Annotated in this window: 12 protein-coding genes; 10 read left to right on the plus strand and 2 right to left on the minus strand. The window is 64.4% G+C overall.

Features of this window, described 5'->3' with window-relative positions:
• The first annotated feature begins 2 nt into the window (after window positions 1-2).
• The 7 genes from J2Y68_RS06995 to J2Y68_RS07025 all read left to right on the plus strand — a co-directional run bounded on the left by J2Y68_RS06995 (window position 3) and on the right by J2Y68_RS07025 (window position 6,782).
• Window positions 3-356, plus strand: a complete 354-nt coding sequence (locus J2Y68_RS06995) for a hypothetical protein (RefSeq protein ID WP_309991426.1) — start codon at window positions 3-5, stop codon at window positions 354-356.
• A gap of 20 nt (window positions 357-376) precedes the next feature.
• Window positions 377-808, plus strand: coding sequence for a hypothetical protein (locus J2Y68_RS07000; protein WP_309991429.1), 432 nt, complete (start codon window positions 377-379; stop codon window positions 806-808).
• A gap of 88 nt (window positions 809-896) precedes the next feature.
• Window positions 897-1,880: a bifunctional riboflavin kinase/FAD synthetase gene (locus J2Y68_RS07005; RefSeq protein ID WP_309991432.1), complete on the plus strand. Its 984-nt coding sequence runs from the start codon at window positions 897-899 to the stop codon at window positions 1,878-1,880.
• Window positions 1,881-2,039: 159 nt separating this feature from the next.
• Entirely contained in the window at window positions 2,040-2,309 is a 270-nt protein-coding gene (gene rpsO, locus J2Y68_RS07010) for a 30S ribosomal protein S15 (protein WP_144652206.1), read from the plus strand.
• Between the two features lie 241 nt (window positions 2,310-2,550).
• A complete protein-coding gene (locus J2Y68_RS07015; protein ID WP_211711835.1) occupies window positions 2,551-4,803 on the plus strand; it encodes a polyribonucleotide nucleotidyltransferase in 2,253 nt (750 codons plus the stop codon).
• An 82-nt stretch (window positions 4,804-4,885) separates the two neighbouring features.
• A complete protein-coding gene (locus J2Y68_RS07020; protein ID WP_309991436.1) occupies window positions 4,886-6,229 on the plus strand; it encodes a M16 family metallopeptidase in 1,344 nt (447 codons plus the stop codon).
• A 76-nt stretch (window positions 6,230-6,305) separates the two neighbouring features.
• On the plus strand, window positions 6,306-6,782 hold the full coding sequence (locus tag J2Y68_RS07025; RefSeq protein WP_309991438.1) for a DUF1579 family protein: 477 nt from the start codon (window positions 6,306-6,308) through the stop codon (window positions 6,780-6,782).
• Here J2Y68_RS07025 and J2Y68_RS07030 read toward each other — a convergent pair.
• Window positions 6,779-7,045 carry a MoaD/ThiS family protein gene (locus tag J2Y68_RS07030; RefSeq protein ID WP_309991441.1) on the minus strand — a complete coding sequence of 89 codons (267 nt, stop codon included), beginning with the start codon at window positions 7,043-7,045 and terminating at the stop codon, window positions 6,779-6,781. The two genes, J2Y68_RS07025 and J2Y68_RS07030, sit on opposite strands and share 4 nt — an antisense overlap.
• A gap of 4 nt (window positions 7,046-7,049) precedes the next feature.
• On the minus strand, window positions 7,050-8,189 hold the full coding sequence (moaA, locus tag J2Y68_RS07035) for a GTP 3',8-cyclase MoaA (protein ID WP_309991443.1): 1,140 nt from the start codon (window positions 8,187-8,189) through the stop codon (window positions 7,050-7,052).
• 134 nt (window positions 8,190-8,323) lie between these two features.
• Between moaA and J2Y68_RS07040 the strand changes: the two genes are divergently transcribed.
• The 3 genes from J2Y68_RS07040 to J2Y68_RS07050 are packed head-to-tail and all read left to right on the plus strand — an operon-like array spanning window position 8,324 to window position 11,893.
• Window positions 8,324-9,058: a response regulator transcription factor gene (locus tag J2Y68_RS07040; protein ID WP_309991446.1), complete on the plus strand. Its 735-nt coding sequence runs from the start codon at window positions 8,324-8,326 to the stop codon at window positions 9,056-9,058.
• Window positions 9,045-10,265, plus strand: a complete 1,221-nt coding sequence (locus tag J2Y68_RS07045; protein WP_309991448.1) for a sensor histidine kinase — start codon at window positions 9,045-9,047, stop codon at window positions 10,263-10,265. The genes J2Y68_RS07040 and J2Y68_RS07045 overlap by 14 nt, the downstream gene beginning before the upstream one ends.
• 59 nt (window positions 10,266-10,324) lie before the next feature.
• Window positions 10,325-11,893 (plus strand): molybdopterin-dependent oxidoreductase, encoded by a 1,569-nt coding sequence (locus J2Y68_RS07050; RefSeq protein ID WP_309991668.1) that lies wholly within the window; start codon window positions 10,325-10,327, stop codon window positions 11,891-11,893.
• Window positions 11,894-11,911 lie beyond the last annotated feature (18 nt).

An 11,911-nucleotide genomic window follows, 5' to 3' on the forward strand; every position in this document is an offset into this window, starting at 1 on the left:
TCATGGACGGATACTTTTACGCACTCCTGGTTATTGGACTGGTGTCCACCATCATGTGCGTGGTGGCCGGGCTGATGAAAAAGGCCCCCAACGACCCCACCATCTACTCGGTGCTTGCCGTTGAAGCGGTGCTGGTGGTGTACCTGGTGGGTTCCATCATCCGGGTTGCCATGGGCGAGCAGATTGCCGGGGAAGCGTGGGAGTTCTGGGGCTACTTGATTACGGCCCTGATGATCCCGCTGGGTGCTGTGTACTGGGCCATCCTTGAACGCACCCGCTGGAGCAACTTCGTCCTCGCTGCGGTAGGTGTAACGGTCCTCGTCATGGGCGCGCGCATGAACCAGATTTGGTACTGACCTTGAAAGAAGAAGCCATCGTGACTGGAACTGAGACCAATCCGGCAACCCCGCAGCCGCAGAAGGATACCCGGAACACCGGGCCTGGCCGCCTCCTGATCGCGGTGTACGCCGTTTTCGCCCTCTCGGCGACCGCGCGCGCGGGCTATCAGATCGCTACGAAGTTCGCCGAAGCACCGCTGGCGCATATCCTCTCGGCCTTTGCCGCCGTCGTCTATATCGTGGCGACCATCTCCCTGGCCAAGCCGGGCCGCACGTGGTTCAAGGTCTCAGTGGCCGCCGTGCTCACGGAGCTCATCGGCGTGCTGGTGGTGGGCGCCATCAGCCTTTTCGACCCTGTGGCGTTCCCGCACGATACCGTGTGGTCGCTGTTCGGCCGCGGTTACGGTTTCGTCCCGCTTGTCCTGCCCATCCTTGGCCTCCTGTGGCTGAACAAGCGCCGCCCGTCCTGAGCCAACCGCCCTTGCGGGTAACCTTAGAATGTTCCGGCGCCGGGAGGTTGCCGGGCGCACCGAACATCTGCAGTAAAAGGCGAGGTTGATGGTCCACATCTGGAACGATCCCACTGAAGTCCCCAAGGACTTCGGACCTACTGTCGTTACCATCGGGAACTTTGACGGCGTCCATCGCGGCCACCAGCATGTCCTTTCCCAACTGACCGGCACCGCCAAGCGGCATAATATTCCCTCGGTTGCCGTGACTTTCGATCCCCACCCGGCCCAGGTCCACAGGCCGGATTCCGCACCCGAACTGATCATGGGGCTCCAGGACAAGCTCGATGCCCTCGGGGACACCGGCGTCGATGCCGTGCTGGTCATGAAGTACACCTTGGACCTGGCGGCGATGACTCCCATCGAGTTCGTCCGCGAAGTCATCCTTGACGGACTTCACGCAGCACACGTCGTTGTGGGCCACGACCTCCGCTTTGGTGCCGGGAACGTCGGGGACGTCGTCACCATGCAGGAACTGGGTGAGGAGCTCGGGTTCGGCGTGCAGGTTGTCAACGAGTACGGGGCGGGAGGCTTTCCAGTCCACGACGACGGCGACGCTGACCGCCGCTGTTCCTCCACTTGGGTGCGGGAAGCCCTGTCCGAGGGCGACGTCGTGACCGCCGCCGCTGTTCTTGGCCGCCCGCACCGCATGCGCGGCGAGGTAGTGCACGGAGCTGCCCGCGGACGGGATCTCGGTTTCCCCACAGCCAACCTTGCCCACGATTCCACAGGGTACGTTCCCGCTGACGGCATCTACGCGGGTTGGTTGATCGACCAGTCCGGGACACGGTGGCCCGCCGCTATTTCCGTTGGTTCCAACCCCACCTTCGACGGCGTGAGCCGCCAGGTGGAGGCCCACGTGATCGATCGTCCCGAGGAAAAAGTGGAGGACTTCGACCTCTACGGGCAGACCGTGGCTGTCGAATTCACGCAGCGCCTGCGCGGCATGGTTGCCTACCGTGGACCTGAGGCCCTGGTGGAGCAAATGTGCCTGGACGTAGCCCAGGCGCACGAGCTGCTGACCCGGCGCTAGGCGGATTTCGACAACACTGCTGACCTGCCGGTAAACTGGTGAATGGATCCGGCCGCAGTCCGTGGCAGCTGGACCTGTTTTTGTGTGCGGCAACGCACCAAGGGCAACCCGTCAGCGAGGCGCTGCACCGGGACGCACGGCACAACTCTAGGAGTTCACGTGGCACTTGACGCCGCTGTAAAGCAGTCCATCATCAAGGAATACGCAACCTCTGAAGGCGACACCGGTTCGCCCGAGGTCCAGGTTGCAGTTCTGACCCAGCGGATCAAGGATCTGACTGAGCACATGAAGGAGCACAAGCACGACTTCCACACCCAGCGCGGTTTGCTGGCCATGGTTGGTCGTCGCAAGCGCATGCTTTCCTACCTGAAGAACACTGACATCGCCCGCTACCGTTCGCTCATCGAGCGCCTCGGCCTGCGCCGCTAGTCTGCTTTTAGGGGCGGCCCGCTCCTTTCCGGAACGGGCCGCCTTCTTCACCAACAACTAAAAACAGGAATCAACCGCATCGCGCATTCGCGGTCCTCGGTAGTGATTCCCGGGAAGCTCATCTGTGGTGATGAGGCCCGTGGATCTCGATCGATGACCGGGTGTCGTACAGGCCAGGAAAAAAGAAGAGGCCTGGGTTGATGCGGCGGACTTCCGCTAACAGAAACGGAGGTGACTCTCTATGGAGGGTCCCGAAATCCAGTTCTCCGAAGCCATTATCGACAACGGCCGTTTTGGCAAGCGCGTCATTCGCTTCGAAACCGGCCGCCTTGCCAAGCAGGCAGCCGGCGCCTCGATGGTCTACATCGACGAAGACACCGCACTGCTCTCCGCAACCACCGCCGGCAAGCAGCCGCGCGAAGGTTTCGACTTCTTCCCCCTGACGGTTGACGTTGAAGAGCGCATGTACGCAGCCGGCCGTATCCCGGGTTCGTTCTTCCGCCGCGAAGGCCGCCCCTCCACGGAAGCCATCCTGGCCTGCCGCCTCATGGACCGTCCGCTGCGCCCCGCGTTCGTCAAGGGCCTGCGCAACGAAGTCCAGATCGTCGTCACTGTCCTGGCGATCAACCCGGACGAGCTCTACGACGTCGTCGCCATCAACGCGTCCTCGATGTCCACGCAGCTTTCCGGCCTCCCGTTCTCCGGCCCGATCGGTGGCGTCCGCGTCGCCCTCATCGCCGACGAACACGGTTCGCAGTGGGTCGCTTTCCCCAAGCACTCCCAGCTTGAGAACGCCGTCTTCAACATGGTTGTCGCCGGCCGCATTGCCGGTGACGACGTCGCCATTATGATGGTGGAAGCCGAAGCCACCGACAACTCCTGGAACCTCATCAAGGAACAGGGCGCAACAGCTCCTACCGAAGAGGTTGTTTCCGAGGGCCTCGAGGCTGCCAAGCCGTTCATCAAGGCACTCTGCGAAGCACAGGCAGACCTGGCGGCACGCGCCGCCAAGCCGACCGTCGAGTTCCCGGTCTTCCTTGACTACCAGGACGACGTCTACGCTGCTGTTGAAGCCGCTGCCGCTGACAAGCTTGCCGCTGTCTTCCAGATCGCCGACAAGCAGGAGCGCGACAACGCCTCCGACGCACTCAAGGACGAAGTCCTTGGCTCACTTGCAGGCGACTTCGAAGGCCGCGAGAAGGAACTCTCCGCAGCGTTCCGCTCGGTCACCAAGCACGTCGTGCGCCAGCGCATCCTCAAGGACCAGGTCCGCATCGACGGCCGTGGCCTGACGGACATCCGCCAGCTGACCGCAGAGGTAGAGGTTCTGCCCCGCGTTCACGGTTCGGCCATCTTCGAGCGCGGCGAGACCCAGATCATGGGTGTCACCACGCTGAACATGCTCAAGATGGAGCAGCAGATCGACTCGTTGTCGCCGGTAACGCGCAAGCGCTACATGCACAACTACAACTTCCCGCCGTACTCCACCGGTGAGACCGGCCGCGTCGGTTCCCCGAAGCGCCGCGAAATCGGCCACGGTGCCCTCGCAGAGCGCGCCCTGGTTCCGGTTCTGCCCAGCCGTGAAGAATTCCCGTACGCCATCCGCCAGGTATCCGAGGCACTCGGTTCCAACGGTTCGACGTCCATGGGTTCGGTCTGTGCCTCGACGCTCTCCATGCTCAACGCTGGCGTGCCGCTGAAGGCAGCTGTTGCCGGTATCGCCATGGGCCTGGTTTCCGACCAGGTTGACGGCCAGACCCGCTATGCAGCGCTGACCGACATCCTCGGCGCCGAAGACGCTTTCGGCGACATGGACTTCAAGGTTGCCGGTACGTCCGAGTTCGTCACGGCCATCCAGCTGGACACCAAGCTCGACGGCATCCCCGCTTCCGTGCTGGCAGCAGCACTGAAGCAGGCCCGCGAAGCCCGCCTCCACATCCTCGAGGTCATCAACGCAGCGATCGACACCCCGGATGAGCTCTCCGAGTTCGCGCCGCGCGTCATCGCCGTCAAGATCCCCGTTGACAAGATCGGCGAGGTCATTGGCCCCAAGGGCAAGATGATCAACCAGATCCAGGAAGACACGGGCGCGGACATCTCCATCGAAGATGACGGCACGGTCTACATTGGCGCCACCAACGGCCCGTCTGCCGACGCAGCACGTTCCGCCATCAACGCCATCGCCAACCCGCAGGTTCCGGAAATCGGTGAGCGCTACCTGGGTACGGTCGTCAAGACCACCACCTTCGGCGCCTTCGTTTCCCTGACGCCGGGCAAGGACGGCCTGCTGCACATCTCCGAGCTCCGCAAGCTGGCCAACGGCAAGCGCGTGGACAACGTTGATGACGTTGTCTCCGTGGGCCAGAAGGTCCAGGTCGAGATCACCAAGATCGACGACCGTGGAAAGCTCTCCCTCTCGCCGGTTGTTGCCGACGAAGAAGGCGCAGCTTCCGAGGACGCTCCGGCCGAGGTCGTTGAAGAGTCCGCAGAGTAGTCTGTAAGCAGTACACCCGGCGGGGCCGGTGGGCTTGAAAAAGCTCCACCGGCCCTTCCGGCCTTAACCCTGAAAGGCCTTAATGACTGTCGTACCCTTGCCGCTGGAGCAAACCCTTCCCGGCGGCGAACTGATCCATGGTGCCGAGGGCGGTTCCGTCGTGCGGCGCTCCGTGCTTCCCGGCGGCGTGCGCGTCCTGACCGAGGCGATGCCCGGACAGCGTTCGGCCACCATAGGTTTCTGGGTGGCAGTGGGTTCGCGCGACGAAGCGGACGGCCAGCATGGTTCCACACACTTCCTTGAACACCTGCTGTTCAAGGGCACCAAGAGGCGCACAGCCCTGGAGATAGCGTCTGCGTTCGACGAGGTAGGCGGCGAATCCAACGCAGCCACCGCCAAGGAAAGCACCTGCTACTTCGCACGGGTCCTCGATACGGACCTTCCCATGGCCATTGATGTCATCGCCGACATGATCACCGGCGCTGTCCTTGACCCTGCCGAACTGGAGCAGGAACGCGACGTCATCCTCGAGGAAATCGCCATGGACAGCGACGACCCCACCGATGTGGCGCACGAGAAATTCGTGGCAGCAGTGCTCGGCAGCCACCCGCTGGCCCGGCCGATCGGCGGAACACCGGATGCGATCAAGGCTGTGGCAAGGGACTCGGTGTGGGAGCACTACCAGCGCTACTACCGCCCCGAGGAACTGGTCATCACCGCAGCGGGCGGGCTGGACCACGACGTCGTCTGTGAACTTGTCCTTGATGCGTTGAAAGCTGCCGGTTGGCAGCTGGATGCCGGTGCAGCGCCCGTGGAGCGCCGTGGGACGGAGAGGGCTGTCATCACCGGCACCTCCGGCCTCCACGTCGTGAAGCGTCCCGTGGAGCAGGCGAACATCATCATGGGTTGCCCCACGATCGTCGCCACCGATGATCGCCGCTTCGTCATGAGCGTGCTTAACGCAGTCCTGGGTGGTGGCATGTCCTCCAGGCTCTTCCAGGAGATCCGCGAGAAGCGGGGCCTGGTGTACTCCACGTACTCCTTCACCGCCGCTTACGCGGACGCCGGGTACTTTGGCATGTATGCCGGGTGCACCCCGTCCAAGGTCCGCCAGGTGCTGGAACTCCTGGGCGTGGAGCTGGACAAGCTCGCCAAGGAAGGCATTACCGAAGAAGAGCTCAGGAAGGCCGTGGGCCAGCTCAGCGGTGGCATCGTGTTGGCCCTCGAGGACACAGGTTCGCGGATGTCCCGGCTGGGCCGGGCTGAATTGGTCTCCGGAGAGTTCCAGGACATCGACGAGACCCTGGCGCGGATCCAGGCCGTCACCGTGGACGACGTCCAGGAGCTCGCCCGCGAACTCGCAGCAGCTCCCCGCACCATCACGGTTGTGGGTCCGTTTGAGGAAACCGAAACGTTCGGTCTCTGACTCTGGACTAGCGCACTCCCTGCAGGGCAGCATGATCACACAGTGATGATGCTGCCCTGTTGACGTTGGAGATGTGATGGAACTGCCCCCACGCGGCCACGCCGCGGAGATGCTGCAGGACTTCATTGGCCATTGGCGTGGCATCACGGAGATCGCCTCATCGCCGTGGGGGAGTGCCCGGACTGCCGAGGCAGAGGTGGTGTTCAGCAGGGCCGCCAGCGGCTACGCCGTCGTGCAGAGTTACCGGCACCGTGAAGCGGATGGGACACACTTCGAAGGGCATGGCATGTTCACTGTGGACCGCGAACACGGTGACACGCTCTGGTACTACGTGGACAGCATGGGCCGGCCGCCGGCCAGCCCCGTCAGGGGTTCGTGGAACGCAGGCATTCTGACGCTGGACCGGCGCACGGCCGAAGGCGTGGCCAGGCACACGTTCCGCGTCGAGGACGGGGTACTGGTGCACACGGCCGATCTGCGGCTCGAAGGAACATCCGGCTTCAGTCCGTTGCTGAAAAGCGTTTTCCGCAGGGTGTCAACGCCCGGCGCCTAGCCCCCGGCAAAAGGCGGCAGGACGTCGATGACGTCGTGCGGGCTCAGCGGGGCCGAACGGTCGCGCACAGCCACTTCGTTGCGGAGGAAGCTACTGCGTGCGACGATACGCGCCAGGGTCGGCGTGCCTTCCGGGGGCACTGGACGTTCGACGGCGAGGGCGGCTTCCAGCAGCGCCTCCAGGCTGGTCCCTTCCGGCAGGTGATGGAATTCTTCTTCGACTCCTGCGGCCGAGCGTGCGGCAGCGAAGTAGCGGACAAGCAAGGTTTCAGCCTCCGATTGCACTCATGCTGCGGTCCGGCTGGACGAAGTCCGCTGCGCCGAGACCAGTGTGGTCCATTCCGTGCGCCTTGGGCTTGACCCACATGGCGTCCTGCCATCGCTGCGCAAGTTCCTCGTCCGTGGCTCCCTCGCGAAGGAGGCCCAGGAGGTCGAATTCCTCGCGGGAGAAGAGGCAGCTCATGATTTTGCCTTCGGCTGTGATGCGCGTGCGGCGGCAGTCGGAGCAGAACGGCTCGGTGACTGAGGCGATGATGCCGACGGTACCGAGGACCGGACCGGTGGCAAGACCGGAAGCCGTGTCCCGGCGTCGTACTTCAAAGCGTTCCGCGGGGGCGCCGTCCCGTTCACGGGGGTCGTGGTCCAGGACGTAGTCGCGTGACAGCAGCGTGCGGATCTCGGCAGCCGTGATCATGTTGCGCCGGGTCCAGCCGTGATCGGCATCCAAGGGCATCTGCTCGATGAAGCGAAGTTCGTAACCGCGACCCAACGCCCAGGCCAGGAGGTCCGGCGATTCGGCGTCGTTGATGCCGCGCATCAGCACGGCGTTCAGTTTCACGGGGCCCAGGCCGGCCGCCCAGGCAGCATCGACGCCGGCCAGGACGCGATCCAGGAATGGACGGCGGGTGAGCTTGGTGAACGTTTCTTCGTGAAGGGAATCCAGCGAGACGTTGATCCGGGTGAGCCCTGCGGCCTTCAACGCTGCGGCTTTCTTGTCCAGCCCGACGCCGTTGGTGGTCATGGAGATGGGGAGGTCGGGATGATTGCTTCGAATGCCGGAGATAATGTCCACCAGGTCGGCGCGCACCAAGGGCTCACCGCCGGTAAGGCGGAGTTCCCGCACACCCAGGGCCGTGACCCCGACGCGCACAATGCGGATGATTTCATCCTTGGTCATTACGGCCTGCTTGGACAACCACTCCAGGCCCTCGGCGGGCATGCAGTAGGTGCAGCGCAGGTTGCATTTGTCCGTCAGTGACAGGCGCATGTCCGTGGCGCGCCGCCCGTAACGGTCCCACAACCCTGCGGGCGTGCCCGCGGGACGCGGCGGCGGAACCCCCACGCCACTTTCCGTGCTGCCTGTGGCGGCACCCGACGGGGGCACCGGCATGCCCAGCTGAACAGTCATAAATTCAGGCTACGCCACCCCAGCCGGATCAGTGACACCAGTTACAGTCATAGAGTTCTTACGGATTCAATACGCTTCCCCCGCCGACGCCACGATCGGGTGCCGGGTGCCGCCGGCAAACCTATGCTGAAAGCGTGACCATAAATACGGCATCAGCAGCGGAACCAGGGCACCGCCGCGTCCTCCTGGTCGAGGACGAACAGACCATCGCCGATGTCGTCCGCGACTACCTGCTGAAGGCAGGCTTCCAGGTGGACATGGCTGCGGATGGATTCACCGCGCTCAAGGTTGCAGCGTCCCGGCAACCGGACCTGGTGATCCTGGACCGCATGCTGCCCGGACTGGACGGTGTTGAGGTCTGCAGGCGGCTGCGCCAGACCATGAGCGTGCCGGTCATCATGGTCACGGCCCTGGGAACCGAAGACGACCGGATCCTCGGCTTGGAGATGGGCGCGGACGACTACGTCACCAAGCCCTTCTCGCCCCGGGAACTGGTTCTTCGGGTCAAGTCGGTCCTCCGCCGCAGCGTCAAGGAGTTTGCGCCGGAACCATCGGTGGAGGCCGCCGGACTCGAACTCGATCCCGCGTCCAGGACGGTCACCCATAACGGCACTCCCTTGGCGCTGACGGCCCGCGAATTCGACCTCCTGGCGTTCCTGATGCGCCGGCCAAACCAGGTGTTCAGCCGGGAGGAACTGATCAAGGCCGTGTGGGGCTGGGACTTCGGTGACCTGTCCACGGTCACGGTGCACGTCCGGCGCTTGCGGGAAAAGATCGAAGGAAATCCCACCAAGCCGGAACTGATCAAGACGGTCTGGGGCGTTGGTTACCGTTTCGATGACACGGGAGGTGGACATGGAAGGCAATGAACTGTGGACCATCCTTGCCTGGGTCCTGTTTTGGGCCGTCCTCATCGGTGCCACCACGCTGGTGCTCCTGCGGTTGCTCCGCCGCGCCTCTGTGCTCGCGCAGATTTGCCTGGTGGTGGTGGCTACGGTGGCTGTCCTTGTGGCTGGGATGGTCAGTGCCTTCAACGCCATGTTCATCTCCGCCAGGGACCTCGAGGTGATGTGGTACATCCTGGCCACCGCCTCCGCTGTTGCCGTTGCACTTTCACTGATGCTCGGTGCGGGTGTCTCCCGTAACGCGGCCCGGTTAGTGGACGCGGCCCGCCGGTTGGGGCGGGGCGAGACCCTGGACAACACCATGGAGTCCCGCCGGGGGAGCGCTCCCGCCATGACCTCCGAGCTCGCCGAACTTGCCCAGGAACTTGAAGCGAGCAGCCGTAGCCTTGCCGAGTCCAGGGAACGCGAAGCCGCCATCGAGACAGCCAGGCGTGAACTCGTGTCCTGGATTTCGCATGACCTGCGCACACCCCTGGCCAGCATGCGCGCCATGACTGAAGCGCTCGAGGACGGCATGGCGTCCGATGTCCCGGGCTACTACCGGAAAATCATTGGGCAGACCGAGCAGATGACTGCGATGGTCAACGACCTCCTGGAACTGTCCAAGATCCAAGCGGGCAGCCTCCGCCTCCGCGCCGAACCATTGGACCTTTACGATCTGGTCAGCGATGCCCTCTCGGACCTGGCCCCGTTGGCCGCGAAGCGGGGCATCAGGCTCGACGGCGGTGGGGACCGCGAATGCATGGCCGTTGCCGATGGGCCCAGCCTCGCACGGGCCGTACGGAACATCCTGCTCAACGCCATCATCTACAGCCGGCCGGACAGCGAAGTGCACGTGAGCGTCGGCCGGGACAACGGGAATGCCGTGATCGCTGTGCAGGACCAGTGCGGTGGCATCCCCGACGACGACCTTCCCCACCTGTTTGAAACGGGCTGGCAGAAGAACCCTTCGCGCGGAACACCCGCCGAGTTGCAGGGCAGCTACAGCGGTGCCGGTATCGGCCTGAGCATGGTGGCCGGCATCGTCAAGGCCCACGGGGGAACAGTCGGCGTCACCAACCTCGACGGCGGCTGCCGCTTCGCGCTGTCACTCCCCGCCGGACCCGCCCGCGATGGTAGCCCGTCGGCCTCCACCCTTGCTTCAGCTGACAATCGCCCAGGAGGCGCATGATGAGCATGCCCAGCAGCATGAACAAACCCAGCCCGCACGTGGACCCGCCGGACCCCGGAATGTCCCTTCCACGCCGCAGCAGCATCCACGCGCGCCTCTGGGCCGCGGCGGCCGGGGTTGCAGCTGGGGCAGCCGGGATCGCTGCGGGGGAACTCACCGCCGGTCTCGCAAGCCCCTTGGTCTCGCCGGTGACTGCCTTGGGCGGAGCCGTCATCGATGCCGTGCCACCGGGCGTCAAGGACCTGGCCGTGGAATTGTTCGGCACCGCCGACAAGATCGTGCTGATCGCCTCCATCGGGCTCGTCGCGGGGATCCTTGCGGGTTTGGCTGGAGTCCTGGAGCACCGCCGGACCGGATGGGGCCTGGTGCTGGCCGGACTGGCGGGCGTGGCCGGGCTGACCGCCGTCGTTACCCGCGCGCAGGCGGGACCGCAAGCCGCCCTGGCCCCCATCGGCGCGGCTGTGGTCACCATGCTGCTGCTGCGCACCCTGATCCGGAGGCTGGCTACCTGGGCTCCTTCCCGGGGAACACCAGGGCAGGACGAAGGCGAACCCGCACCCTTGGCCCGTCGCAGCTTCCTCAACGCCCTTGCGGGGACCTCCATCGCCGCCGTCGTGGCCGGAACGGTCACTGCTGTCCTAACGCGTGCCACAGCGGCAGCGTCGGGTTTCCGGAGTTCATTGGCGCTCCCGAAGCCCACGACGCCCAGCCAACCCATCCCTTCGGGCGCAACGCTTGCTGTGGACGGGATCAGCCCCTTGGTAACCCCCAATGCCGACTTCTACAGGATCGACACCGCCTTGACGGTTCCTGCCATCGACCCGCCTGGTTGGAAGCTGAAGGTCACCGGAATGGTGGAGCGGGAAGTCGAACTGGATTTTGCGACACTCCTCGCCAAACCCATGACGGAGCGGCACATCACCATCGCCTGCGTGTCCAACAACGTCGGCGGCGACCTCATTGGCAACGCACTCTGGCTGGGCTGGCCGGTCCGCGAACTCCTCGCCATGGCGGGCCCCAAAGCGGGCGCGGACATGGTGCTGTCCACCAGCAACGACGGCTGGACTGCCGGTACGCCCCTGGAAGCACTGACGGACGACAGGGATGCACTGCTGGCCATCGGCATGAACGGAGAACCGTTGCCCCTGGAACACGGGTTCCCCGTGCGGATGATCGTGCCCGGACTCTACGGATTTGTGTCCGCGACCAAATGGCTGACGGAACTGAAAGTCACCCGCTTCGCCGACGACACCGGGTATTGGACACCCCGCGGCTGGAGCGACCACGGACCCATCAAAACCCAGTCCCGCATCGACGTGCCCCGCAATGGCCGGACAGTTAAGGCAGGCAAGGTCCAATTCGGCGGCGTGGCCTGGGCCCAGCACCGGGGCATCAAACGGGTAGAGCTTCGCGTCAACCGGGGCCCCTGGCAACAGGCCACCCTCGCAAACGGCATCTCCACCGACACCTGGTACCAGTGGCAGCTCGGCATCGACCTCACATCGGGCGACTACGAAGTCCAGGTGCGGGCCACCGATTCCACCGGCGAACCCCAGACAGAAGACAAGGCCCCAGTAGCTCCCGATGGAGCCACCGGCTACCACACCATCAGCGTCAAGGTCGCCTGAGGACCTAGTCTGGGTACG

It is taken from the genome of Paenarthrobacter nitroguajacolicus (assembly GCF_031455195.1).
Classification (GTDB): Bacteria; Actinomycetota; Actinomycetes; order Actinomycetales; family Micrococcaceae; genus Arthrobacter; species Arthrobacter nitroguajacolicus_D.